Raw genomic sequence first — 24,940 nt, 5'->3', positions numbered from 1 at the left:
CATTCAATCCGTCGAAAACGAACCAAACCGCCCACATATCTCTTCAGTTATCCATCAATGTCAAAGAACAAAACACCAAGAGCCAAAAATCAGACCGTTGCGCCAATAACATCAGCGCGCCCGCCTAAATCATTCCCTAAGATGCCCACCGTCTCTCCGATGCGTCCGGCCGTCTCTCCAACCCGTCCCACCGTCTCTCCAGTGTGTCCCAAGCGCCTCAGCAGCGCCGGTGAAGGGGGTTCTAAGCATTACAAACATACACCGCAAGCAGAAAATCATGCCCTGAGCAACTTTTTTGCACTTTCTTATTTTACTAAATAAATTCAGATAATTAAGGTGATAAATTCGACCGATGCTCCCAGGAAAGCCCATTATCACGCCTAAGGTATCCACACTGCTTTCCGTACGAGCTATGCCCGATATCAACATATTGTTGAGTTTCCCACGTCTACTACAAGACTCGTATGAGTCGTCGGGTATGAAACACACCCGCACCGAGTCGGAATTTGCCTGCACGCGGTCTGAAACGAGGATGCACCAGCAAATACTTTGCACCCTCTCTTGCGAAACGCTCTGGATTGCGTTCAGGTCACCTGACTAGTTACATACTGGCACGCAGCGAGATGACACGAACACACGCCGCCATCTTCCCACGCATATGCACCGTCGGCTTTGACGGCCTGCTGGTCTCTTTCGCCGAAACCATGGCCGAGCCATCGAACCGGGCAGCATTGGCGTTTAGAGCTGCGGTGGATTCTGAACGGTGGGAAGATGTCATTGAAACCTCAGCGACGCTGGCGTCGACTTATATCCGATTTGAACCATCCCAGTTTGCCCTCGCAAACCTTCGCGACCGGGTCGAGCAGCTGCTGCGGCGGCAGGATTGGTACAAAGCGCCCCTCCCCCAGGGGCGCAGGTTATGGCGTGTCCCCACGGTTTATGGCGGCGCGCTTGCCCCTCAATTAGATGAGGCAGCGGCTGCAGCCAGGCTGTCCCCCGATGAAGCCGTTTATCGATTGAGCGCCACAACCGTCCGCGTCCTGACGATCGGATTTGCTCCCGGTCAGCCATATCTTGGCCCGCTCGGCCCCGAGTTCAACATACCGCGCCTCAAGAAGTTGACCCCGATGGTGCCCGAGGGCGCTTTGGTATTGGCGATTTCGCAATTTGTCCTTTTCTCGGGACCCACACCAACCGGGTGGCGACATATCGGCCAAACCGCTTTTCGCTGTTTTCGCCCTGAAGCACAGAACAACTTTGCCCTGAAACCCGGCGACGAAATGCAGTTCGTATCAGTCACGCGCGAGGAACTAGAGGCGATACGCGCCAATGACGTTGATGGATCAGGCGGCGCAACCTGTCAGGAGATCGCGGTTTGAGCCTGTCTGTCCTGCGCATAGGGCCTGCTTGTACAATACAGGATCAAGGCCGCCACGGGTATCTGGATCAAGGGCTTTCCCGATCTGGCGCAGCAGATTTACTGGCCCTGCACGAAGGCGCTGCATTGCTGGGACAAAGCCCAAAACTTGCCGCGCTTGAAATGGTCGGAATGGGCGGTGAATTTGAGGCCACTCATCCCATACAGATTGCACTGACGGGCGCACCGATGCGGGCCAGTATTGATGGCACTGCCATTTCGTGGAATGCCTCTTACCGCCTTGAAACCGGACAGCGGGTGATGATCGGGGCCGCCACACGGGGAACCTATGGATATTTGCACCTGGGCGGCGGTATTGAGATGCAGGAGTTTCTGGGGTCCCGCTCAACTCACCTTACTGCCAAAATCGGGCGCGCCCTACAGGCCGGAGACAGCTTATCCGCCGGGGCAGCGTCACAGCAGGCAGGACAGAAGTTGCGGGCTGAAGATCGGTTCTCGGGCGGTTCGCTGCGGGTTGTGGCCAGTTTTCAGACCGAACTGTTCGACCGGCAAACGCTGGGCCGCTTTTTGCGCACGACATTCACTCGCGGGTCCCGCGCAAATCGCATGGGAATGCAGCTGGAAAGCGACGGAGAGGGCTTCGCCGCAAAGGGGCAGCTGAACATATTGTCCGAGGTCATCACCCCCGGCGACATTCAGATGACCGGCACTGGCAATCCCTTTATTCTGCTGCCCGAGTGTCAGACAACCGGCGGGTATCCCAGAATTGCGACCGTCCTTCCCTGTGACCTGCCGCGGGCTGCGCAAACCCCGGCGGGCGTACAGCTTCAGTTCAGGCTGGTCGAAATGGACGAGGCCATTTCCCTGCAGGCGGCTTTTCAAAAAGAACTGGCCAACCTGCCATCCAAGGTCGAACCGCTGATCCGTGATCCTCATGACATTGCTGACCTGCTATCTTATCAACTGGTCAGCGGAATGATCTCTGCCACAGATTAAGGAGTTTGCCGATGCTCAGCGTAGATCTTAATGCCGATATGGGGGAAAGCTTTGGCCCCTGGAGCATGGGCGATGACAAAAGCCTGTTGCGGATTATCACTTCGGCCAACATTGCCTGTGGCGTTCACGCGGGCGATCCGGACGTCATGGCGCAAACGATGACCCTGGCTGCGGAAAACGGTGTCGGCATTGGCGCGCATCCCGGCTTTCCTGACCTACAGGGATTTGGCCGTCGCAATATGAAAATACCCCACGATAGCCTGCGAAATCTTGTTCGGTATCAGTTGGGATCGGCGATCGGTATGGCAAACGCCGTTGGAACGCAGGTCCGGCATCTGAAGCTGCACGGTGCATTGTCCAACATGTGTTCGGTCGATATCGACATGGCGCGGGCCTGTTATCAGGGCGCGCTGGACGTGAACCCAGATATCATCATCATGGTGCTGGCCGTCACCAAGCAGGAAGAAGCCGTTCGGGAATTGGGCTGCAAGTGGGTCGGCGAGATCTTTGCCGACCGCGCCTATAACGACGATGGCACTCTGGTCGACCGAAGCTTGCCCGGAGCCGTCATCCACGACCCCGAAATTGCAGGGCCTCGAATTCTGGAAATGGTCAGCGAGGGGGCCATCATTACCGAAACCGGCAAAAGGCTTAATACCGCGATCGACACGATCTGCCTGCACGGGGATGGACCAACCGCCGTTCAGATTGCGCATTCGGTCCGCGAAAACCTGATCGCGGGCGGTGTCGAGGTGACAAAGTTCCTGCGTTAATCCCGCGGGTGCAATGCGTCCGCCCGTACTCAGACTGTTGCCGAGGTTGAATTCCCTCCCTAGCATGTCAGCAAGCATATGTTCTGAATACCACAATCCCGGCAACGAACCGCACCTGGTTTGCCTAGTCTGGGCAAGGAGTAACTTTATGTCTTTTGATTTAGCGTCTTACGAACCACGCGGCGACAAGAAGAATTCGGACTTCTTCAACGAGTATTTGCCAAAAATTTACGAACGCCGTGCCAGCTCTGGTGTCGCCCAGCAGGTTGGGTCCATGCGCGCTGTCGTGCTTCAGGTCGAAACTGACGTTCTTTTCGACACTCTGGTCGAGCTATATGTGATGTCGCCATACCGCCACACGGCCAGCTATCTTGGACGGACGCATAAATACTCGGTCCTGCATTCACACCTGGACTACCCGGCGCTCATCGTGATGGCTCCGCTTAGCCCGACATTCGAAGACTTCATCCCGCGCATCAACCGCATGTACCCGTTGGCACGAAACACGCCGCAAACGCGCTATGTTGGCGAAGTGTTTGGCGCCACTGACCTGAACACGCTGACCAAAACGCTGGAGGATCAGAATATCCGGTTCGAATATTCCGGCGACACCGAGAACCCGTTTTACACGCTAAAGGGCCTTCGGTTCACCACCCCTTCTGATTTCACCTGCAACCGGGTCGGTTATTCAACGCTGGATTTCAACGATACCGACAGTTTGGGTCTGGGCGACAGGGTATTGCTCAGCAGCCCAGAACAAGCGCGACTGGATGAGGCTGCTGCCTTTGGTGCCGATAGCAATATCTCTTCACTGATGTTGGGCATCGACCATCTGGCGACACGCGTTCTGGCTGGTGAGCGCGAGGATGCGATCCTCGAATTTCTGACGATGGTGCCCTACTATTTCTGGGGGGCGTACAACATTTTCGACATGAATTCGTCGACCAATGTGAACCGCAATGCCGGTGTGGATGATGACAAGAAATCCCCGGCCAAGGTATTTACAGCCAATAATACGCCTTCGTTTGTAAACTCTTTTGCCAAACGGCCCATGCCAACCGAGGATTTCGTCCGCAATTTCGGACGTCGGCTGCATCACATGGCGATCGAGATTCTGGACGGCGATCACGGTGCGGGCGAAAAGAATGTGGATTTCGTTGTGAACACTCTGAAAGACCAAGGGGTGCCATTCCTGGCCCATGTGGTTGGAGAGTGCAAAGACGATCCGAACCTCAAGCAGATCTTCTCAAAACACTCGAAGAACACTCTGCTGATCACCGAGTATATCGAGCGCTGTCATAAGTATGATGGGTTCTTTACCAAAGATAACGTCGCGGCCCTGACTGCGGCCGCCGGTCAGGATGAGCAATATCAGCACGGCCACGTATTCGACTGACCTGATCCCTGCCGCCTACTACGGCACGCTCGCTCAGCAAAAAAAGGCCACGGAATTCCGTGGCCAGACCCATCCAGGAGAGTATATGTCGGGTCTTATGACGGCCCGATCATGAAACAGGTGACATTGCGGGCCTGAAGTCTGCGGCAGGCCAGATCGGCTTGCTCTCGGGTCATGCCCTGGAACGTCGCATCGAACCCGCGTGAGTTTTGATTGACCTTGCGCAGCGTGCCTTCCAATGTGGTCATTTCCGACAGGGCCGTTTTCAGTAGAACCTTTTCAGCCTCGTACCGGGTCGTATAGCGCCCCACATTCACGCCCCACAAATGACCGCCAGAGGTCGACAAGCGTGTGACGATTTCCTGCTCTGGCTCGGGCTGTTCTGCCGAGGCCAGCACCAGATCATCCGTGCGTACCGTCGGGCGCGTCGTTCCTTCGGTCGGCGTCTCTACACCTGCCGAGGCGATGGCTGCGGCGATACCGTCCTGAATCCGCGCGTCGTTCTTGGCTGCGGTTGCGGCGACATTGTTCGCCACTAGAACGGTACTCCCCCGCTGGGGTCGAAGAACAGGTCGCAGGCTTCTGGTGGGCGCGCCGCTTACGCTGGCGACTTTCGCATTCAAACCTGCATTACCGGCATAGGCCGGCCGGGCTGGTTTGCGGATCGGCGCGCGCGACGGGGCGCGGCGGAAACCCATGTCCAACAGCTCGGCTACTTTGGCATTGCGCGATGCGCCGGATTTGCCACCAAAGACAGTCGCGATGATCCGTTCGTCCTTGCGCTTGGCCGAGGCAACCAGATTGAACCCAGCTGCACGGGTATAGCCCGTCTTGATCCCATCCGCACCGCGATAGGCCGCTAGCAGGCGACGGTTCGTATTGGGAACGGTTTTGATCCCCGCATTCGTGGATTGGCGCGAAAACAGGTTGTAATATTGCGGGTAATCATACAGCAAATGCCGCCCCAGCGTGGTCATGTCCCGTGCGGTCGACAGATGTCCGGCCTCGGTCAGACCATGTGCGTTCTTAAAGGTTGTACGGCTCATTCCCATCGCCTTGGCGGTACGTGTCATGCGGCGCGCAAAGGCGGCTTCGGACCCGCTGAGGGCAACACCAATGGCAGTGGCAGCGTCATTGGCCGACTTCACCGCCGCCGCACGGATCAAATAGCGGAAAGCAATCTTCTGCCCCGAACGCAAACCCAGCTTTGAAGGCGGTTCAGAGGAAGCCTTTTTGGTGATGGTCACCTGCGTATCGAGAGTGATCTCACCGTTCCGAACCGCTTCGAATGCGATGTACAGCGTCATCATTTTGGTTAACGAGGCCGGGTGCAGGCGTGTATCGGCGTTTCGGGAATGCAGCACTTCGCCCGTTCGCGCGTCGATCACCATCGCCGCATATGGTGCAGCAATGCCCTGCGCCGGAGCGAAGGAAAACAACAACAGGAATGCTGCAAGGAATACGCCCATAGGGGCCGGAACTGTCCGCCGTACCTGCACGATTTTTGCCTCTGTCTACCTCAGGCCGCCGGGTTTTCCCGGTCAGCTACTATTTATTTTATTACCCATCAGCGTAGCACAGCACCCCCGCGAAAGAAACCGAAAGCTCATATCTTTAACGCTTTCAGCGTATGTCAAAGACCCACTAGATGTGGCGGTACAAACGGCGGGGCACTGCTAAACCTGCCATTTCGTCAAGACTGTGTCGTCGGCCGGCCCCTATTTTCGGAAACTGCGACCAAATGGCAACATCAACTCAAAGAGCGAACCAGCGCCGTCAATCCACTAAGATCGGGCAATTCGTGGTATCTGGAACTGTCGGCCGGCACGTCGGCCTGCTCGATCTCCCAGACCAGCCCATGCGGCACGTATACACCCCAGCATCCGGCCTGAATCGGAGCAACCACATCGGACCGCATCGAATTTCCGACCATCATAGCCGCAGCGGGCCCCTCGCCATGCTGCGCGAAGATTTGGCGATAGATTTCCGGTGTCTTCTCGGACACGATTTCTACCCCGTCGAACAGATCGCCCAAACCGGACTGCGCAAGTTTGCGTTCCTGGTCTATCAGATCGCCCTTGGTGATAAGGATTACGCGGTGGGTGTCGGCAGCGCTTTCGATGGCCTGCCGGGCATAGGGCAACAGCTCGATCGGATGGGCCAACATCTCTTGCCCCGCTTCGATCAGTTGACGAATAACCACTGCAGGAACACGGTCTTCGGTCACTTCGATCGCCGTTTCGATCATGGAGAGGGTGAAGCCTTTGATTCCATATCCATAATGCCGGATATTGCGTTTTTCGGCAGCCAGCAATCGGTCCATCAGGTGATCCGATTCGGCATGATCTGATAGCAGGTCGACAAAATGTGCCTGCGTCAGCTGAAAGAACCGTTCGTTGTGCCACAGCGTGTCATCGGCATCGAACCCGATTGTGGTTAGTTTTTCGCCCATTTGGATAACGTCCTGCTGGCTCTTTTATCTGACGCATTGGACGTTATATAAGCGCACAGATAAACCGAAGCCTGAATCGGACGTTTGCGCCTAATGTTTGAGAACCAATGGATGATGTCTGACAAACCGGACGACGATGCGGATTCGTCGATCCTGGTACAGACACGCCCCAAAACCAAACGCCCGCCGCTGTACAAAGTGCTGATTTTGAATGACGACTACACCCCGATGGAGTTTGTCGTTCACGTATTGGAACGTTTTTTCGGCATGACCCACGCAGAGGCGTTCGAGATCATGCTAACCGTCCACAAGAAGGGCGTCGCCGTTGTTGGTGTCTTCAGTCATGAGATTGCCGAAACCAAGGTCGGGCAAGTCATGGATTTTGCTCGCCGCCATCAGCACCCCCTGCAGTGCACTATGGAACGCGAAGAGTAAGGCGACGCCTGACCTCTTTTCGGAATTGCCAATGTCCCCTCGCCTAGACCTTGCCTTGCAAAGCGGCCTTGAAATCGCGCAACCCCTGTCCGTGATTGGGCCAACGCCCGAGGAAGACCTCGCTGGGCTGGCTTCAGATACGCAGGTAGTCCAGCCATTCAAGCCGTTTCACGACCATTTTGCGGATCACGGATTCAGGGCCACGCCCGAGGCCGATGACCTGTGCCAGGACGCCATCGTTTTCCTGCCGCGTGCCAAGGCTTTGGCCCGCAGCCTCGTGTATCAGGCTTGCAAGCGTTCGGCCGGATTGGTTGTGGTCGACGGCGCTAAGACAAATGGCGTCGACAGCCTGTTGAAGGATATTCGCAAACGCGTAACTGTGCAGGGGCCCATCGCAAAAGCACATGGCAAGATCTTTTGGTTCCAGTCCGACGTAAACGCGTTCGAGGACTGGGCCGCACCCGCCACCCAATCCGCCGACGGATTTCAGACAGCGCCCGGAGTATTTTCTGCAGACGGGGTCGACCCGGCTTCAGTAATGCTGCTTGCTGCCCTGCCTGAAAAACTGGGCGGTCGGGTCGCCGATCTGGGGGCTGGCTGGGGATACCTGTCCGCAGGGCTAATGGGTGCAAGGGGGCTGCAGGAATTGCATCTGGTCGAGGCCGATCACATCGCCCTGCAATGTGCTCGTGCAAATGTAAAAGACGACCGTGCACAGTTCCACTGGGCCGACGCGGTCACCTGGCGCGCGCCTGAGCCGCTGGATACGGTCATTATGAACCCGCCGTTTCACACATCGCGCAGTGCTGATCCCACGTTGGGTCAGGGATTCATCAAATCTGCTGCGCGCAGTCTGACACGGGGCGGTTCCCTTTGGATGGTCGCCAATCGACACCTACCCTATGAAATTACGCTGAACGAGGCCTTCGCCCAGGTGAAGGAAGTGACCGGGGACAATCGTTTCAAGGTCTTCCACGCCTCTCGCCCTCGGCGGTGATACCCGCTAACCTGCACCGCACATCAGGAGAACACGCATGTCCTTTTCCATAGCCGGCAAGACCGCGATCGTCACAGGTGGTGCAAATGGTGTCGGATTGGCCATCGGACGTCACTTCGCGGATGCCGGGGCCAATGTCATGTTCGCCGACATGGATGAAAAACGACTGGCCAATGAACTGGGCGAGCAGGCAGATGACAGCAACATCCGTTTCTTCGCCGGGGATCTGCGTGAAAAGCTGACGATTGCGAACCTGCTTTCAGCCACGATTGACGCTTTCGAACAGGTCGACATCCTGATAAATGGCTCGCGCCAGGTTATCCCGTCTGATCCATTGGACATGGAAGACGACTCGGTCCGCACCTTGTTGAACCAGAACCTGATGCCGGCCTTGCGACTGAGCCAACTAGTTGCCAAACGGATGATCAAGCAATCCGCTGATGATGAAAACGAAAACCCTGCGGGATCCATCATCAACTTATCTTCGATTGCTGCCCGTCGCACCCATCCCGATCTGATGGCCTATTCGGTGTCTACAGCAGCGCTTGATCAGTTGACCCGATCCTTGGCCGTTGCCCTTGCCCCAAACCGCATCCGCGTGAACTCGATCGCGCTGGGATCGGTGATGAGCGCTTCGCTGCAATCGACGCTCAAGGAAAATCGCACATTTCGGGATGATATCGAAAAGCACACACCCCTTTCCCGGATTGCCGCGCCAAACGAACTGGCCGAAACCGCACAGTACCTTGCCTCGGACGCCGCAGGTTTCATCACTGGACAAATCCTAACCATTGACGGTGGACGCACTTTGCTGGACCCCGTCGCAGCCCCGGCCCATTAAACAGATGTTCGATACTGAAAAAGCCACCGCCGCAGCCTGGTTTCGTGACTTGCGCAATGAAATCGTAAACGCTTTTGAGCAGCTTGAGGATTCCCACGACACCGGACCTTTTTCCGATGCTCAACCCGGTCGTTTCGAAGTCAAAGAGACCAAACGGCATTCCGATGACGGGGCGGACGCCGGTGGCGGTTTGATGTCCGTGATGCGCGGCGGCCGCGTGTTCGAGAAAGTCGGCGTCAATGTCTCGACCGTATTCGGCCAGCTCGGGGAACGGGCGCAACAGGCAATGGCTGCCCGAAAAGGCATTCCCGGAATGACCGAGAACCCGCGGTTCTGGGCCTCGGGTATCAGCCTGGTTGCCCATATGCAGAACCCGCACGCTCCTGCTGTTCACATGAATACGCGCATGTTCTGGACACCTCACGCCTGGTGGTTCGGCGGCGGATCAGACCTGAATCCCTGTATCGAATATGACGAAGACACTGCCCATTTCCACGCAACCCAGAAGGCCCATCTGGACCCCCACGGACCGGGCCACTATCCGCGTTTGAAAGAGTGGGCCGACGAGTATTTCTTTATCCCGCACCGCAAGCGCGCCCGCGGTGTCGGCGGTATCTTTCTGGATGACTATTGCACCGGAGACTGGTCATCGGACTTTGCCCTGACACAGGATATCGGGCGGGCCTTCTTGCCAGCCTTTCTGCCTTTGGTCGAAAAGCGCAGGCAACAGAGCTTTGACACCGCCGATAAGGATACCCAACTGATTCATCGCGGGCTCTATGCCGAATACAACCTTGTCTATGACCGCGGAACCAAATTCGGGCTAGAGACCGGGCACGACCCGGACGCAGTGCTTATGAGCCTGCCGCCCTTGGCCAAATGGGTCTAGCGCCTGACCTGCCCCTGCAGTGCTTTTTACTTCCGGGGTTTCAGAACCCGAAATCCATGAAATTGTCAGAGCAATAGCGCTGCGCCGATGCCGCTGACATGTTCTCGCCAACGCGTTTGACAGTAACCGAATAGCCCGGCGTCGTATCAACCCCTTCGGGCGCAGTCAGCGAGAATTGCACCGTCCGTGTCTGTTTGTCATAGGCCCGGGTTATGTAAATACGCTGGTTCGATTTGGTTCTAAGCGTGCGTATCGCAAAATCCCCGATCCCGCACCAATAGGCCACTGGCGCAGAACTGCCGCTGGTTGAAACCTCGTAAACGCCATTGTCACGTGGTGTCACTGTCGTTCGGAATGCGGGGTTTATACCGACCCCGAACCCAACAGCCTGGGCCATAGCAGGCACCATCATCAGCGTTAGAATACATGTTGATACAAAGTATTTCATGGTGCTCGACCCCGGACAAAATAGTTTCCTTGGGAAATCATAGAACAGATGCGCTTTCCGTAAAGCGCCGTTTCAATTCTCAAAGTGCAGCCGCCCACCAACATCCTGCGGTGCCAGCGCCACGGTTTTGATCACCGCAAAGCAAGGTTTACCCGCAGCAAGCCCAAGGGCTTCAACCGAACGTCGGGTGATCCGAGCCAGAATAGTCCCTGCAGGTGTAATGACAGAGACGATCGCACCGGGGCCTTCCCCCGCTCGGATCGTATCAACCCTGCCCTCCAGTACATTCAGCGCTGACAGGCCCTCGGGCCGCTTACTGGCAAGGATCACCTCTTGTGCGGGGATGCGAATACGCAGGCTTTCACCGACCTTATGGGGAATACGCGGCAGAAATAGGCGCGCCTCTTCGGCTGCCAACTCGGTCAACCCGTCTGCATGGTGAGCTGATACCTGCACCTGAAGCACCGCACCAACGGCTCTGACACCGAGCGGGGCCACAGAAGGATCAGCCATCACTTCGGAAGCCGGGCCTTGCCGAACCACCTTGCCGTCCTGCAGGGCAACGACAGAAGTTGCCAGCCGCGCAACTTCGGCTGCCGAGTGGGTCACATAAAGGATCGGCACCGAAATCTCATCCCGAAGCCGTTCGAAATAGGGCAGTATCTCGGCCTTCCGCGCATCATCCAAAGCGGCCAGAGGCTCATCCGCGAGGATCAGACGCGGGCTGGCCAATAAGGCGCGGCCTATGGCGACACGCTGCTTCTCGCCACCTGACAAGCTCAGTGGACGACGGTCCAAAAGATGCCCGATCCCCAACATTTCAATCACCTTATCGGGGTCTTCGCGCGGCACGCTTTTGGGCGCAAACCAGCGCCCATAGGACAGGTTCTGGCGCACTGTCAGATGCGGGAACAGCCGTCCTTCCTGAAAAATATACCCCAAGCGGCGTTTATGCGGAGGCAGCCAAAGGCGCTTTTCCGTATCGAACAACGTCCACCCGTCCACGGATACGCGACCAGCTTTGGGATCCAGCAATCCCGCAACAGCGTTAACGATTGTCGTCTTACCGGCGCCGGACCTTCCATACAGAACCGTCACCCCGGCAGGCGCATCAAATTTGGCATCCAACTGAATACCTGGCAGATCATGTTGCAGATTGACGGAAAGGCTCATGTCCCCGACACCCTTGCCGCGGCGCGACGACCGACAAACTCTGACAACAGCAGCGCCCCCATCGCGATGATGACCGATATCACCACTAGCCGCATCGCCGCCGCCTCACCACCCGGAACCTGCAGAAACGCATAAACGGCCGATGGCAACGTCTGTGTCTGTCCAGGTATGTTCGAAACAAAGGTGATCGTCGCGCCGAACTCACCCATGGCTTTTGCAAAGGCAAGGATGGTCCCGGCGATCACCCCCGGCAGAATCATCGGCAAAGTTACGGTGACAAAAACCCAAAGACGCGAGGCACCCAGCGTGGCTCCGGCCTGTTCGAGCTTAGGGTCGACGGCTTCGATCGAAAGGCGAATAGCACGGACCATCAGCGGAAACGCCATGATCCCAGCGGCCAGCGCCGCGCCGGTCCAGCGAAACGCAAAAACAATTCCAAGCCCCGCCAGAGGTCCACCAATCGGGCCCTGAATACCAAAGGTCAATAGCAGCAGATATCCCGTAACAACCGGCGGCAGGATCAATGGCAAATGCACCAACCCATTCAACACTTGTCGCCCGGGAAAGCGCCAGCGTGCCAGTGCATAGGCAACGAATACACCAAAGGGCAAAGTAACCAGCGTTGCCCAGAAAGAGACACGCAGCGACAATTTCAGCGCCTCAAGTTCTTCCGGTCCCAGCCAACCCATCGGCTAGTCGCCCGGCAGGGCAAATCCCTGCTCTGCAAAGACTGCCATCGCTGCGTCGGTCTGTAGGTAGCTTAGGAAAGCATATGCCTCGGCTGAGGCTTGCATTGTTACAGCGGCCGGGTAGACAATTTCCGGGTGAAGATTTGCAGGGAAAGAGGCCACAACCCGCACCCGATCCTCGGCCTGGGCATCCGATCGGTAGACAACACCAAAGGGGGCAGCCCCCGCGGCAACCAATGCCAGAGCCGCGCGTACATTGTCGGTCTGCGCCACCTGCTGCTGAACACTATCCCAAAGACCTAGGTTTTGCAGCGCCGCTTTGCCGTAAATTCCCGCAGGCACGGCATCGACCAGGGCCATCGCAAGATGCCCACCTGACAAAGCGGCTGAGATGTCCGTCTGCGGGGAAAACCCCTCAATTTCAACGGCCGTCGGCCCACCGATCAGGACAAGCCCATTTCCCAAAAGGTTAACCCGCGATCCAGCATCAATCAGCCCATTCTCATGAAGGACGTCCATCCAGTCACTGTTGGCTGAAATATACACATCCGCCGGGGCGCCCTGTTGAATTTGACGTGCCAGTATAGAAGACGCCGCATACGATATGACAACCTCCTGACCGCTTTGCCGTTCAAAACCCGGTACAAGTGAATCCAGAGCATTTTTCAGACTGGCAGCAGCAAAAACCAAAACATCGTCGGCCTCTGCACGCTGCGGAGTCGATATCAAACTACCCAAAACAATAGCAGCAGCCAGAAAACGGCTTGCGGATGACAGGGTCATATTGTTCCCGTCTCGTAGGTTAAGGTTCCATCAGGGGATATCTGAGGCGGCGGGGGGCGCGCAAGCATCGATAGGACGCATCGTGAATAAGAACCTTTGAAACGGGCAATCCATAGCCGCTACAACACCCAAGATATTTTGAAGGTGCCTGGTCCGAAACGACCGGTTCAGATTTCGTGATCCCTCAGAAAGTCTGATAAATCAGAGCCCGGTTGGCGGAGATATCACCCCAGATGCCCGCCTTGTCTAAATTCAGTGAAAGAAATTGTGCCAGACCCTCTTGCGCCCGCGCGCCGGCTTGGCTAAATGCAGCCTCACGGGTGATTAGCTCAGTTGGTAGAGCGCTTCGTTTACACCGAAGATGTCGGGAGTTCGAGTCTCTCATCACCCACCATTTCCCGCTAGTTTCTAATATCCTTTCTGTGGCCAAATCGACACTGAATGCCCAGTGTTTTGGATGTTTGTATGCTCTGTTTTACGAAACCGATGCTGTTGTAAGCCGGCCCTTGGGAAAACGAATTCAGGCAGGATTCCGGCAGTTACATCTTCATTTCCTCTGGCTCTGAGATGCGCCAAAAATCTAGCGCTCTTTGAATGCCCCCTCGATAGTCTGTTGAACCGGCTTCAATAGGTATGACAAAAGAGTCTGCTCTCCGGTTGTCATTTCGGCCACCACGGTCATGCCTGCACTCAAAGGACGTTGGAACGATCCCGATCCGACTTTGTCTTGGGACAGGGCAAAGGCTGCGCGGAAATAGGTCTCTCCGGTCTGCTCATCTGTCAACGGCAACGGATAGACCGATTGCAGACGCGCCGGGACTTTCCCAAATCGACGCACATCAAAAGTATCAATGCTGACGGCGACCGGCTGATCAGTGCTTACATGCCCAACTTCGGAATTGGGTATCCTCGCCTCGACAACCAGTTCCTGTCGTGTCGGCAATAGTTCAAATATCGCCTCTCCGGGGGCGATGACCTCACCGGGGCTAGGGTGTGTGACCGCCTGGATGATGCCACGAGCCGGAGCAGAAATGCGCAGGGCGTCCAGCTTGGAGGTTACCACGCCAACCGATACACGCAGGCGCGCATCTTCCTGTTCCAATTCGGAAAGCCGAATAAGCGTTTCTTCGCGTAACGAAAGGGTTTCCCGGGCCAGAGATGCCTTTGCCAAAGTCAGGGCGTTCCTGAGTTCCGCAACCCGGACCCGCGCGTCAGAGACGGCAGCGCGCAATGCATCAACCTCGTCCTCTTCCTCCAGAAAATCGCTTAGGGATTTGAGGCCTTGTGACTGCAGCTGCGCGTATCGCTGCAAGGCAATCTCTTTCTTGTCCACCCGTTCCTGAGCGACCGTGGCCGCCTTGGCTAGGATAGAAAGTGTCCCCTCCTGCTGGGCGATGGACAGGCGCTGGATACGCTGACTTTCGGCATACAGCTCCAGCGCCGCCGAAGCGCTTGTTAAACCGCTCAGGGCAAGAACCTCGATTTCCGACTGGGCCAACGGTTCTGAACTGCCCAGTTTTGTCAGCACGGCGCGCGCGTTTGCCAATTCCTGTCCGACCGCTGACATCTGCCCCGCAAGTACATCGCGCTCATGAAACAGGTCTGGGTGTTGAAGCTGAATCAGGACATCGCCCTCTTCGACAATCTGACCGTCATGGACATGCACAGACTGAACGACACCGCCCTGCAATGTCTCGATCTGTAAATAGTCTCCGAAAGGGATGATTGTACCCGGTGCGCGCGTGATTTGCGGGATCGCCGTTTGCGCTGACAGAGCAATCAGGCCAGCGATCATCCCCAAAGAGGTCAATGCCAAAAAGGCTGCCAGGCGCGGTTTCTGCCAGCTGCGATTTCGGCTGTTCACTTCCGACGCCTCTTGCGGGATTGGGCTATTCAAGAATATGGCCATGGCTATCCTCCGAGCGCTTTCAACACAGCTTGCAGCTTCTTCCGGCCAGCCTCTCCGGTGGCATTCACAGCAACCTTGTCGCCATTGAGAAATATGAAACGGTCGGCGATCTGCATGAATGAGCGGTCGGCGGTTGCGATGACTACAGTGCATTTCCCCCGCTTGTCACCAACCCAGTGCTTAAACAGGTGACGCCGACGATCCGAAAGACCATTGGTCGGTTCGGAAAACAGAAAGAGCGAAGAAGGCCGCGCCATACAGCGAGCCAGAGTCAGCGCTTTGACCGCCTCTTCAGGCAACTGCGACAGCACAGTGTCGGTCAGTCGCGTTTCCTGGCCTTCTGGTAAAAGTTCGAGATCATGCAGCAGGTCCGTCCTGTCCAGAGCCTCGGCAACCTGGTCCGGAGAAAGGCTGGGCACCGCCAGGCGGAAATTCTGCGCGACCGTGCCGTAGAACAAGGATTTCTCATAGGTTGCGTATGTGACGGATTTCCGTAATTCGTCGCGAGCGATCTGGCGAATATCTATCCCATCATGCTCGATGGTGCCGCTCAGGGGGCTATACAGCCCGTCTATCAGGTCGAGAATGGCAGTGCGACTTGCCGTATCACTCCCCATGACCAGCACGACCTCACCCGGATTGCACTGGAAACTGACCTGCGAAAGGATCGGAGGATTCAACGGATCTGGACGGTACGTCACCCCCGAAAAACAGACCCAACCGCTAAACGTCTTCTGATGCGATTGCTTGAGCCCCATTTCCAACTCTTCGGGCAGTCCAAGAACTCGATCGGCTTGTGTGCTGCTGGACCGGAACGACAGAATTTGAGGGAAGCTGGTGTACAGAGATTGAATCGGAGCCAGCACTTTGGACACCAACGCGATGGAGGCGATCATTGCGCCAAAGCTCAATGAGCCATTCAGGGCCCCATATGCGCTTAAAACGACTGCCCCGACCGTCGCCAACCCACAGATTGACTGTACAAGCGACTGGGTAAATGACTGAAACAAACGCGCACGTGCTGTCGCGCGTTCGCCGGCTTCAGCAAGGGGCAGACTGCGTGCCAGCCATTGTTTCTGCATTCCCAGATTGACCATCACCTGTTGATGCAGCACCGCGTCATGAATGGCGGCTTGACTGGCCGCATTAGCCTCGGCCGCCGACTTGTCCAATCGTTGTTGAAAGGCAGTGGTAAAGATACCAAGGCCGACAAGGAACAGGATCGAACCCAATGTCAACAGACCGACAGATGGCGCCAGATAACACAAAACCGCAAAGAAAATCAGAACGAAGGGCAGGTCAAGAAAAGCTCCCATTACCGGACCGGTAAACATGTCGCGCAGGGATTCGAATTGTCTGAACCGGGACAGTTGCTGATTTATGTCAGACTTCTGAAGCTGGCTCAGTGGAAGGGACATCAACTTGCGAAACAATGCCTCCATCATCTGTCGTTCGCCATTCCAGCCAATGTAAGCAAGCGCTCGGGTACGAGCGTGACGAAAACACAGGTCGGAGAGGCCGATTATGGCCACACCGAAAGCCAATGAAATTAGAAGATCGACTGATCCTGACGGAATCACGCGATCGTAAATGGCCATAACCAACAGGGGCGCGGTCAGCCCCAGCAGGTTAGTTAGGAACGACGAAATAATCAGCCATGGCATCATCGCCCGCAAGCCAACAAATGCTGCTCCTACAGTTATTGGGCGGTCGTCTTCGTGTTGATGATCAAACCGGTCGATCCTGATAACCCTGCAAAAACGATGTGTTGGCTGTAATAAACGCAGATCGGGATTGTGATCGTCGCTGACCTGGATGCCGCGCCCTGTTCGTCCTATCGCAAGATAGCAGCCTCCCTGATCTGGAAAGACCATGGCCGGGCATTGCCAATCAGATATCTCGTTTTCGCGGCACCTCAACTGCGTATGGGGAAGACCAAGGTTGCGGAGCGTCTGAAGAATATCCTCTACCCGAAACCATTCGGACAAGTGTGGCGTAGCTTCGATGATCGCATCCGGACGGTTTCGCCATCCGCCCTGAACCAGAAGCTGCTGTAACAACTGCCCTGCAATTTGCGCGTTCAAAGCAATCATGCCGCCCCCCTTCTGATCAGCTTTGCCGCTGTTTGCTCTAAAGTCGTGTCGAGTTCCCATTCCGCATACACACCCTCGGCAGAGGACCTGAGGCGAACTGTCTCTTGTGTGAGATTCTTCATTCGGGGATCGGGGCTGGCAATAATCAGGGTCAGTCGCGGCGAAACAGACATCAGATAGTCAGCCAGCGCTTGCCTTTCGGCGGTGTCCAAAACTGCCGTTGGCTCATTCATAAGCAGGATGCGCGGCTGCAAGGCCAGAGCCCGTGTCAGGGCGATCATCTGCCTGTTCACCGGGTCTTTTTCAAATGCTGTCCCGGTGTTCAGCGGAGTGTTATAGCCCAGAGGAAGACGATGAATGCGTTTCTCCAGCCCTAATGTTGCAGCTACTGTTTTTGCTCGCTCGACCATCGCGGCATCACCAAAAGCACTGAGGTTTTGCAACAGCGTGCCGGACAGGATCGCTGGCTGAGCCTCGAGCATGACCATGGCGTCCTGCCCACGCTGTGCCGCACGTTGGACTGCGGGTCGTTCGTCGATCCAAACTTCTCCTTGATCGGGCATTCGTTGCCCGGACAAGGCATCGAAAAGCTCATCTACCATCCAGCTTTTCTCAGCTTCGATCAAAACCCCAGCAGAAGGCGCGCCCCGAAATCTGATAGGGCCGAAACTATGCCCAGAGCCATTCAACCGCTTCATCGAGACATCATTGATCTCGATCCTGCCGGTCAAGGCTGGCTGATCAGAGACCGCACTGGAAACCGTCTGCAGACTGTCCATTTCGCCGAGCCTGCTGCGCGAGATCGCGACATTCTCGGACTGGACCCAAAGCGCCATCAGCTTGGTCAACGGCTGCACAATCCGGCCGTTCAGCAACATGCAGGCAGCCATTTCAGCGATGCCAATCAGATTGCTGATTACCAGATAGGCTCCAAGCAGACCCATGGCCGCCACGGTCATTTGCGAAAAGATCGCTCCGAAGTTTTGGGCCAGACCGGAAAAATGAATCAACTTCCGGCTCATATCCACTGTCTGGCTTTCAAGCATCTCGAAACGGCGGGTCATTTGCGGCTCCATCCGGTTGGCCTTGACCGTCTGCATGCTGGTCAAAATCTCGGATAGAAACGCATAGCGGCGCGTGTCGATTGATTTGCGACGGCGGAACAAATGCCATTGCGCACGCTTCATGATGGCCGCGAAAATGGTGACCGTACAAAATGCTCCAAGCGGGACCAAAACAAGCCAACCCCCGATCAACCCGATCAGCACCGCAAACAACAGGGTGAATGGCAGATCAATCAAAAGAGTTTGCCCCTGCCCGGCCTGGTGATCTCTTAATTGGCCGATCGCCCCGAAACGTTCCGCGTAAGTGCTTGCCGGAACCTTGGAAAAGCTCAGCGTATTCGCTGTGATCACCGTGGTCATAAACCGCTGGAAATTCGATACAGCGGCATCCTCAGCTGCAGCCGAGAGCAAAATTGCACGGCATTGACGCAAAATCAGCTCCAACACTGCGCTGACCAATAACACAACTGTCAGGACCCGCAGGGTGTCGACCGACTGAAACGGAATGATCCGATCAAAGATCAGCAGAATCGAAATTGGCATCAGCAACGAAAGCACATTCAGCGAAATGGATGCGGCCCAGACAGGGATATCGCTTTGTCCTGCCGTCCTTCGCCCGGATAACCCACGCGGTTTCATCGTTCTCTTCACCCAGTTGGTTGGCCTTCAGCTTTGGGGACGTAAAATTGAAGAACAGTAAATCTGAGCGCCGTGAGAGTGGATATTTTCTCTTAAAATTTAAAGGTTTAATTGACCTTCGCTGAACACCTGCATGGTAAAAGGTGACGTGAATCAACAAATTTCCTGAGGTGTCACGCGATGAGCGATATGAAAGACGATCCGGAGTTTCGGGCGAAAACACTGCAGGCCGAACACGACGAAACGCATGAAATCGCCGCTCATCTATCGCGCAATACCATCAACACCTCTGACGATCCCAGCCGCAGTACATTGCATACCGGCGAGCAACAATCCGGCGCGCTGGAAGACCGCGCGCGCTTTGAAGAGTCGATTGAAACGCTGAACGTAACCGCGCCAACCGCGGTTGAAAGTTTCGAGGCACCAACCGACCAGAGCCTATCCAATTTCAGCGAAACTGGATCCTCAGGTGCCGCGCAGCCTTTGCAGTCTGAGGACACAGCGGGCACACCTGCGGTGGATACCCCGCCTCTCGAAGGGAACATGCCCGCCCAAACTCCGTTCGAGCTGCAACAGGCCATTGAAATTGACCCACTGGCTCTGCAAGCGGCGGAAGCAAGTCAGCCGATTTCATTCCAGAAAACTGCCGGACAGTCTCCAGATTTTTCGGAGCCGGACGTGAACAACGCCCCCGAAGAAATCTTGTTGGACGGCACAACTATAGCTGAAAATGCAGTGGGCGGCGTGGTCGGAACCCTTTCGGTTGTGGACCCGAATGACGGGGACACACATACATTCGAAATATCGGACGACCGGTTCGAAGTTGTCGACGGTCAGCTACAACTAAAACCCGGCCTCTCGCTGGATCATGAGGAAGCGGCGCAGGTCGAGGTAGATGTCACAGTCACCGATGCCGGCGGGTTGAGCCTGACGGAAAGATTCGCGGTTGATGTTCTCGACGTGAATGAAGGCCCAGAAAAAATCACCTTGGAAGGCAATACCATTTCCGAGAACTCGACGGGCACGGTCGTCGGCCACATCACAATCACTGACACGGATGACAGCGACACACATACATTCGAAGTCTCGGATGCCCGCTTCGAAATTGTCGACGGTCAGCTACAGCTAAAACCCGGCCTCTCGCTGGATCATGAGGAGGCGGCGCAGGTCGAGGTGGATGTCACAGTCACCGATGCCGGCGGGCTGAGCCTGACGGAAAGATTCACGGTTGATGTTCTCGACGTGAATGAAGGCCCAGTAGGTATCGCGCTGGACGATACCACAATATCGGAAAACGTCGCCGGTGCGATTGTTGGCCGAATCGAGGCGATCGACCCGGACGCGGAAGATGCCCACGTATTCGAAGTGTCAGATGACCGGTTCGAGCTCTTCAATGGAGAGCTTCGCGTGAAACCCGAGATGCAGTTTGATCACGAAGAGACCGCTCAGATCGACCTGCAGGTCACCGCCACCGATTCTGAAGGGCTGAGCGTGACCGAGTCTTTTGTCATCAACATCAAAGGCATCAACGAAGGACCCACAGATCTTAGCCTTGGCAATGACACCGCAAACCTGATCCGCAACGGTAGTTTCGAAGAGTTTGACCTTGATGAAGGTCTCTGGCGGGGATTTGACGGCGACGATAGCGGCGCCTGGACCGACGCAAATGGAATCGAAATCTGGGACCGTCTTGGCGGCACTCAGGCCTCTGAAGGGGACCAACTGATGGAAATGGACCATGCGCGCGGCGTGGACAGCATCTCTCAGGTCGTCGAAACCGAGGCAGGCCAGCTTTATGATCTTGGCATCGACCTGCGCGAACGCCTTGCAGGTGGAACGGACACGGTTGAGGTCTACTGGAATGGCAATTTGGTCGCGGAGCTTGATCCTCAATCCGCCGAATGGCAGACATTCGACCTTCAGGTGGTTGGAACCGGTCAGGACAACCTGGAGCTGAGGGAAGCTGAAAACCAAAATGACAGCTATGGCGCGCTTGTCGACAACATTACTCTGACTGCGGCCGAGCTAACGGTGGCCGAGAATGTTGAAGGTGCCGTTGTTGGAAAAATCTCCTTTGACGACCCTGACCTTGGCGACTCGCATCGGTTTGAAGTCTCTGATGACCGGTTCGAGGTTGTCGACAACCAGTTGCGGCTAAAACCTGATGTGGCGCTTGATCACGAAGAGGCCTCATCTGTAACGGTGGATGTAACTGTCATTGACGAGGGCGGTCTTACTCTGACCGAAAGCTTTACCGTCATTGTCGCGGACATGGTCGATCCCCGCATTTCCGCCGGCACAGATGGGGACCAGCCCCAAGTCACCGAGAGCGAGCCTGACGAGCCTGAACTAGATGCAAAACTCTCTGATGGGAGTGATGCCCAAGACCCCATTTCGGAAAAGGCAGAGTTTCAGCCAGATGGTCTCGGTCCGGTTCAGCCTGAATCGCCTGCTGATCAAAACCAACCTTCGGCACCATATGAGAGCGGAGAACAGCCCCCTGCCCCAAGCGCCGAGATGCAAACTGGTTTTCATGCAAGTTACTACGATGTGGACCACAGACTGACCCGAATGGATCAAATCGACTGGAACTCAGCCCCGGCCCATCAGGAAGTTGTTTCCGAAATCGACTACGAACTTGGAAAAGACTCATTCTGGGCAGGCGGATCCTCGGACACATTCGGTGCCAGGCTGGAAGGGTCCTTCACTGTCGAGGAAGGGGGCAGCTATACTTTCTTTGCCGGAGCAGATGATGGGATTGCTGTTTTCATCGATGGAACAAAGATCATCGAGTACGATAAGCCAAATGGGTTTCGCACGTATTCAGAAGAGGTCAATCTTGAGCCTGGGACTTATGGCATCGAAGTCCGATATGTCGAGAACCACGGCCATGCGGGGCTGAAGCTGGAATGGGACGGTCCGGATACCGATGGCCGTGAGGTGATGCAGGCCGATCCCGGTTTGTCGGTTCCCAAGGACGACGCGATCCAGGTTGGCATCCAAGTGTCGGATGCGTCTGATCAGGCGAATGTTACACTGGAGGGGTTGCCAGCAAATACCCTGATAATCAGCGGTGAGCATTCGGTGATCACCAATGGTGATCCGGTGGATTTGTCGGGTTGTAATCTGAACCATCTGGAGCTTTCACCGCCAGTAGGTTTCGAGGGCATAATTCATGGTCAGATCGTTGTGTCAGACATAGACAGCGCCGGCACTCTCATCACTTCGGAAAACCCATTTGCCCTGACCGTCGGTGACGACCCTGACAGCACAGGGAACTCTTTGGACGAAGAACTGGCTTACGAAGCGCTGTACTCGAGCACTCCTGGAACCCTGCCTTGGGATGCTATCCATCCGACCGACAATGCCCCAGAGGTGGAAGTTCTGGACGAGCCGATCTCAACCTTCGGAGATGCAAATATTACTTGTATTGAAACAGATACTTATGAGAGATTTGATTGGTAGTGAATGCAATGCTCAGCGGAGCCGACCTGCATTCTGTTCTGGGATGCAATCTTTGCCACAGGCTTCTTGCCGAGACACTAGAATTTTGATTTTGCAGACGGTCCAACACCTATATTTTCTTTGGTTGTGCCCAAGGCACAGTCTGGCCAAAATTTCAGCAAATTTATGACAGAAATCACACCTAGCTGCGGCGTTCGAAACGAATCTGCTCTAGGTGAGATCAAATGAAAAAGTTGGCCATTCTTCTTATATTTATGCCCTTCACGGCGCTTGCAGAAGAGCGGGTGTTTGAATGTCAGTCACCAGACGAACAGCATCCCGAAATGGCTGCGAAACTGATCAAATACGAAGATCAAAACAAAGGTCGTATCAAGATCGGTGACATCGACAAAGAGGTCGATGTTTTCCCGGGGCTCGATACCTTGACCTACCTGTATATCGGCGAGGATCACACGTTGAGTTATAACGTCCACCCCCAGAAAGGCACGTTCGATTTCTCTGCCTCTGGTAGTAGAACCGGTTGGGGCAAAGGAACTTGCACGGAAATCACAGGGCAATAACCCGCATCTCCTCCTAACAATGCACCGGCCTGTTCCATGGGCGTGTGCTTGCGGCAAACAGTGGCTGCACCCGCAGTAGCGCCACATATCTATCGGCGGACCAACCAGCACTGTGCCTTTCTCAAATATACGCATCGCGCCGCTTCCGTCCCGAAACGGCGCGATGACATTTCAGTTAATGCGCGCCACTGCGCTTGGCGTTGACGACCGTCTGCTCCAGGGGGTTATAGCCTTCGGGAACAGGCACAAGATTTACCCTTTTTGCATAGTCCTCAAAATATGCCTGCATCGCCGCGACACGCTCGGGCATCTGGTTCGCCAGATCGTGTAATTCCGACGGATCAGCTTCGATATCAAACAGCTCCCATTCGCCTGTGCCTTTAGGCGCCAGATTCTGCATCAGTTTAAATTTGCCCTGGAATACTGCCGAGGACCCTGCAAGCTCATATCCGACCGGGTTGTTATCGTCGCGCACGGTTTCCGTCTCACCCTTCAGGACCGGCATCATACTGATACCGTCTGGCGTATAAATTTCGCGACCGTCATAGACCGGTCCGGGAACGTCTACGCCGGCAACGTCAAGAAGTGTTGGAACGATATCGCGAACAAAGGCAAATTTATCGACTTGCGATCCGGGCTCGACAACACCCGGGAATTTCACGATCAAAGGGACACGCAAACCACCCTCGGTCGAGAATGTCTTAAAGTAGCTGCCCGGAACCGCTGCGGCTGCCGCCCAGCCAGGGCCGTAATCAGCATAGACACCCTGCTGCCCCATATCCGAATAATCGCCGTCAAAATCCTCGATATAGACCTTGTCGTAATGGGCTTTGTACCAATCACGATAGGCTTCAGACAGAGGCAACTGGTTCGGATCCGGGCCGTTATCCGCAAGGAAAATGACGATCGTGTTGTCCGCAATACCTTTTTCATCCAGATAGCTCAGGATCCTGCCGATATTGACATCCATATTGTCCAGCATTCCGGCATAGGTCTGCATCCGTCGCGCGTTGAATGCTTTTTCTTCGTCGTTAAGCTTTTCCCAATCCGGCATCTGCCACGGTTCATAAGAGGTTTTCGCAAACTCCGGGTCCAATTCCACATCCGAAGAGATCAGCCCAAGTTCCTTCTGCTTTTCCAGACGCGAAACCCGCAGGGCCTCGAACCCTTCGTCATAAACGCCGTCATATTTGTCGATGAATTCTTTTGGCGCCTGATGAGGGTAATGGACGGCCTGATACCCGACCCAGGCCAAAAATGGTTTACCGTCATCCAGGTTGCTGTCGATGTAATCGATCATCGTTTGGGTATAAAAATCGGATGAGAAGTAGTCGTCCGTTGGCAGGCTGACAAGCTTGTCGTCCTCGTAATAGTGCACCCGCGTATAGAACGGGGCATAGGGCTGCTCGACCCAGTTATCCGCACCGCTTTCGCCAAGCATAAAGGATTTCTCAAATCCACGGTCATAAGCGATCGTGCCAGGCTCATGACCCAGGTGCCATTTGCCGGTCATATAGGTGTGGTATCCTGCGTCGCGCAACAGACGCGGCAACGCAACAACCTTGTCGTTCAAATGACCTTCATAGCCAGGCTTGCCGAATTGGTTATCGGCCTGAATCTCTAACATATTGCCGAGGCCTGCGAGATGGTTGTCGACACCGCTGATCAGCATAGTCCGAGTTGGCGAGCAAGACGCTCCGACGTGGAAATTGGTGAACAGCATACCGTCATCTGCCAGTTGGTCGATCGAGGGCGTTTCGATTTCACTGCCAAATGCACCAACATCGGAAAACCCCATGTCATCTGCGATTAGAATAAGAACGTTTGGGCGTGTATCCTCAGATTCGGCAAGTGCTGCAGTCGTTGATAACGCCGAAGCGCCAAGCACAGCTAATATATTCCTTAAAGGAACCATTGAATCCTCCGTTATGTGGGAAGTCCGGGGCGTCGTGCCACGGTC

The 24,940-nt window shown here is 55.5% G+C and carries 20 protein-coding genes and 1 tRNA gene; 11 read left to right on the top strand and 10 right to left on the bottom strand.

The window, feature by feature from the left end; genetic code table 11:
* The first annotated feature begins 623 nt into the window (after nt 1-623).
* The 4 genes from AC2FIP_RS09525 (at nt 624) to AC2FIP_RS09510 (ending at nt 4,543) form a co-directional block, all read left to right on the top strand.
* Complete coding sequence (locus AC2FIP_RS09525) at nt 624-1,379, top strand: 5-oxoprolinase subunit B family protein (protein ID WP_496786136.1); 756 nt, start codon at nt 624-626, stop codon at nt 1,377-1,379.
* Complete coding sequence (locus AC2FIP_RS09520; RefSeq protein WP_496700650.1) at nt 1,376-2,374, top strand: 5-oxoprolinase subunit C family protein; 999 nt, start codon at nt 1,376-1,378, stop codon at nt 2,372-2,374. Before AC2FIP_RS09525 ends, AC2FIP_RS09520 begins: the two co-directional genes overlap by 4 nt.
* An 11-nt stretch (nt 2,375-2,385) precedes the next feature.
* Nucleotides 2,386-3,147 (top strand): LamB/YcsF family protein, encoded by a 762-nt coding sequence (locus tag AC2FIP_RS09515; protein ID WP_496700652.1) that lies wholly within the window; start codon nt 2,386-2,388, stop codon nt 3,145-3,147.
* Nucleotides 3,148-3,295: 148 nt separating this feature from the next.
* Nucleotides 3,296-4,543 (top strand): hypothetical protein, encoded by a 1,248-nt coding sequence (locus AC2FIP_RS09510; protein ID WP_496786134.1) that lies wholly within the window; start codon nt 3,296-3,298, stop codon nt 4,541-4,543.
* A 95-nt stretch (nt 4,544-4,638) separates the two neighbouring features.
* On the opposite strand, the gene AC2FIP_RS09505 is transcribed toward AC2FIP_RS09510, so the two are convergent.
* Nucleotides 4,639-6,012 carry a D-alanyl-D-alanine carboxypeptidase family protein gene (locus AC2FIP_RS09505; protein WP_142635921.1) on the bottom strand — a complete coding sequence of 458 codons (1,374 nt, stop codon included), beginning with the start codon at nt 6,010-6,012 and terminating at the stop codon, nt 4,639-4,641.
* Nucleotides 6,013-6,293: 281 nt separating this feature from the next.
* The gene (locus AC2FIP_RS09500; RefSeq protein WP_496786133.1) at nt 6,294-6,995 is read right to left on the bottom strand and encodes an HAD family hydrolase; all 702 of its coding nucleotides are present in this window, start codon (nt 6,993-6,995) and stop codon (nt 6,294-6,296) included.
* A gap of 93 nt (nt 6,996-7,088) precedes the next feature.
* On the opposite strand from AC2FIP_RS09500, the gene clpS reads away from it, so the two are divergent.
* Genes clpS through hemF form a run of 4 tightly spaced genes read left to right on the top strand, consistent with a single transcriptional unit; the run spans nt 7,089 to nt 10,157 of the window.
* The gene (clpS, locus tag AC2FIP_RS09495) at nt 7,089-7,430 is read left to right on the top strand and encodes an ATP-dependent Clp protease adapter ClpS (RefSeq protein WP_496786132.1); all 342 of its coding nucleotides are present in this window, start codon (nt 7,089-7,091) and stop codon (nt 7,428-7,430) included.
* 31 nt (nt 7,431-7,461) lie between these two features.
* Entirely contained in the window at nt 7,462-8,427 is a 966-nt protein-coding gene (locus AC2FIP_RS09490) for a class I SAM-dependent methyltransferase (protein ID WP_496691648.1), read from the top strand.
* Between the two features lie 37 nt (nt 8,428-8,464).
* Nucleotides 8,465-9,268 (top strand): SDR family NAD(P)-dependent oxidoreductase, encoded by an 804-nt coding sequence (locus tag AC2FIP_RS09485; RefSeq protein WP_496786130.1) that lies wholly within the window; start codon nt 8,465-8,467, stop codon nt 9,266-9,268.
* Between the two features lie 4 nt (nt 9,269-9,272).
* Entirely contained in the window at nt 9,273-10,157 is an 885-nt protein-coding gene (gene hemF, locus AC2FIP_RS09480) for an oxygen-dependent coproporphyrinogen oxidase (RefSeq protein WP_496786129.1), read from the top strand.
* A gap of 40 nt (nt 10,158-10,197) precedes the next feature.
* Here hemF and AC2FIP_RS09475 read toward each other — a convergent pair whose 3' ends face one another.
* From AC2FIP_RS09475 to modA, 4 genes are all read right to left on the bottom strand, one after another.
* The gene (locus AC2FIP_RS09475; protein WP_496688687.1) at nt 10,198-10,605 is read right to left on the bottom strand and encodes a hypothetical protein; all 408 of its coding nucleotides are present in this window, start codon (nt 10,603-10,605) and stop codon (nt 10,198-10,200) included.
* 72 nt (nt 10,606-10,677) lie between these two features.
* Entirely contained in the window at nt 10,678-11,778 is a 1,101-nt protein-coding gene (modC, locus tag AC2FIP_RS09470) for a molybdenum ABC transporter ATP-binding protein (RefSeq protein ID WP_496696134.1), read from the bottom strand.
* Nucleotides 11,775-12,467 carry a molybdate ABC transporter permease subunit gene (gene modB / locus AC2FIP_RS09465; protein ID WP_142635905.1) on the bottom strand — a complete coding sequence of 231 codons (693 nt, stop codon included), beginning with the start codon at nt 12,465-12,467 and terminating at the stop codon, nt 11,775-11,777. The genes modC and modB overlap by 4 nt, the downstream gene beginning before the upstream one ends.
* A 3-nt stretch (nt 12,468-12,470) precedes the next feature.
* A complete protein-coding gene (modA, locus tag AC2FIP_RS09460) occupies nt 12,471-13,250 on the bottom strand; it encodes a molybdate ABC transporter substrate-binding protein (RefSeq protein ID WP_496696136.1) in 780 nt (259 codons plus the stop codon).
* 318 nt (nt 13,251-13,568) lie between these two features.
* On the opposite strand from modA, the gene AC2FIP_RS09455 reads away from it, so the two are divergent.
* Nucleotides 13,569-13,644, top strand: a tRNA-Val gene (locus tag AC2FIP_RS09455).
* 186 nt (nt 13,645-13,830) lie between these two features.
* Here the strand turns inward: AC2FIP_RS09455 and AC2FIP_RS09450 are convergent.
* From AC2FIP_RS09450 to AC2FIP_RS09440, 3 genes are read right to left on the bottom strand one after another with little or no spacing between them, the layout of a single operon-like run.
* Nucleotides 13,831-15,159, bottom strand: a complete 1,329-nt coding sequence (locus tag AC2FIP_RS09450) for an HlyD family type I secretion periplasmic adaptor subunit (RefSeq protein WP_496786127.1) — start codon at nt 15,157-15,159, stop codon at nt 13,831-13,833.
* A 2-nt stretch (nt 15,160-15,161) separates the two neighbouring features.
* The gene (locus AC2FIP_RS09445) at nt 15,162-17,252 is read right to left on the bottom strand and encodes an ABC transporter transmembrane domain-containing protein (protein WP_496786126.1); all 2,091 of its coding nucleotides are present in this window, start codon (nt 17,250-17,252) and stop codon (nt 15,162-15,164) included.
* Nucleotides 17,249-18,955, bottom strand: a complete 1,707-nt coding sequence (locus AC2FIP_RS09440; protein WP_496786123.1) for an ABC transporter transmembrane domain-containing protein — start codon at nt 18,953-18,955, stop codon at nt 17,249-17,251. The genes AC2FIP_RS09445 and AC2FIP_RS09440 overlap by 4 nt, the downstream gene beginning before the upstream one ends.
* 180 nt (nt 18,956-19,135) lie before the next feature.
* On the opposite strand from AC2FIP_RS09440, the gene AC2FIP_RS09435 reads away from it, so the two are divergent.
* The gene (locus AC2FIP_RS09435) at nt 19,136-22,420 is read left to right on the top strand and encodes a PA14 domain-containing protein (protein WP_496786121.1); all 3,285 of its coding nucleotides are present in this window, start codon (nt 19,136-19,138) and stop codon (nt 22,418-22,420) included.
* A gap of 224 nt (nt 22,421-22,644) precedes the next feature.
* Nucleotides 22,645-22,980 (top strand): hypothetical protein, encoded by a 336-nt coding sequence (locus AC2FIP_RS09430; RefSeq protein ID WP_142635900.1) that lies wholly within the window; start codon nt 22,645-22,647, stop codon nt 22,978-22,980.
* Between the two features lie 175 nt (nt 22,981-23,155).
* Here AC2FIP_RS09430 and AC2FIP_RS09425 read toward each other — a convergent pair whose 3' ends face one another.
* The gene (locus AC2FIP_RS09425; protein WP_496786120.1) at nt 23,156-24,895 is read right to left on the bottom strand and encodes an arylsulfatase; all 1,740 of its coding nucleotides are present in this window, start codon (nt 24,893-24,895) and stop codon (nt 23,156-23,158) included.
* Nucleotides 24,896-24,940 lie beyond the last annotated feature (45 nt).

The sequence above is a fragment of the Ruegeria sp. CDSB114 genome, from assembly GCF_059611025.1.
Note: the sequence above shows the minus strand (reverse complement) of the source record. Positions and strands in the feature narration are given on the sequence as shown.

Excerpts from the sequence above, each read along its gene's own strand:
- AC2FIP_RS09525 (WP_496786136.1), top strand. The coding sequence starts at position 624 with ATGACACGAACACACGCCGCCATCTTCCCACGCATATGCACCGTCGGC.
- AC2FIP_RS09515 (WP_496700652.1), top strand. The coding sequence starts at position 2,386 with ATGCTCAGCGTAGATCTTAATGCCGATATGGGGGAAAGCTTTGGCCCC.
- AC2FIP_RS09510 (WP_496786134.1), top strand. The coding sequence starts at position 3,296 with ATGTCTTTTGATTTAGCGTCTTACGAACCACGCGGCGACAAGAAGAAT.
- AC2FIP_RS09505 (WP_142635921.1), bottom strand. The coding sequence starts at position 6,012 with ATGGGCGTATTCCTTGCAGCATTCCTGTTGTTGTTTTCCTTCGCTCCG.
- AC2FIP_RS09500 (WP_496786133.1), bottom strand. The coding sequence starts at position 6,995 with ATGGGCGAAAAACTAACCACAATCGGGTTCGATGCCGATGACACGCTG.
- clpS (WP_496786132.1), top strand. The coding sequence starts at position 7,089 with ATGTTTGAGAACCAATGGATGATGTCTGACAAACCGGACGACGATGCG.
- AC2FIP_RS09490 (WP_496691648.1), top strand. The coding sequence starts at position 7,462 with ATGTCCCCTCGCCTAGACCTTGCCTTGCAAAGCGGCCTTGAAATCGCG.
- AC2FIP_RS09485 (WP_496786130.1), top strand. The coding sequence starts at position 8,465 with ATGTCCTTTTCCATAGCCGGCAAGACCGCGATCGTCACAGGTGGTGCA.
- hemF (WP_496786129.1), top strand. The coding sequence starts at position 9,273 with ATGTTCGATACTGAAAAAGCCACCGCCGCAGCCTGGTTTCGTGACTTG.
- AC2FIP_RS09475 (WP_496688687.1), bottom strand. The coding sequence starts at position 10,605 with ATGAAATACTTTGTATCAACATGTATTCTAACGCTGATGATGGTGCCT.
- modC (WP_496696134.1), bottom strand. The coding sequence starts at position 11,778 with ATGAGCCTTTCCGTCAATCTGCAACATGATCTGCCAGGTATTCAGTTG.
- modB (WP_142635905.1), bottom strand. The coding sequence starts at position 12,467 with ATGGGTTGGCTGGGACCGGAAGAACTTGAGGCGCTGAAATTGTCGCTG.
- modA (WP_496696136.1), bottom strand. The coding sequence starts at position 13,250 with ATGACCCTGTCATCCGCAAGCCGTTTTCTGGCTGCTGCTATTGTTTTG.
- AC2FIP_RS09450 (WP_496786127.1), bottom strand. The coding sequence starts at position 15,159 with ATGGCCATATTCTTGAATAGCCCAATCCCGCAAGAGGCGTCGGAAGTG.
- AC2FIP_RS09445 (WP_496786126.1), bottom strand. The coding sequence starts at position 17,252 with ATGATTGCTTTGAACGCGCAAATTGCAGGGCAGTTGTTACAGCAGCTT.
- AC2FIP_RS09440 (WP_496786123.1), bottom strand. The coding sequence starts at position 18,955 with ATGAAACCGCGTGGGTTATCCGGGCGAAGGACGGCAGGACAAAGCGAT.
- AC2FIP_RS09435 (WP_496786121.1), top strand. The coding sequence starts at position 19,136 with ATGAGCGATATGAAAGACGATCCGGAGTTTCGGGCGAAAACACTGCAG.
- AC2FIP_RS09430 (WP_142635900.1), top strand. The coding sequence starts at position 22,645 with ATGAAAAAGTTGGCCATTCTTCTTATATTTATGCCCTTCACGGCGCTT.
- AC2FIP_RS09425 (WP_496786120.1), bottom strand. The coding sequence starts at position 24,895 with ATGGTTCCTTTAAGGAATATATTAGCTGTGCTTGGCGCTTCGGCGTTA.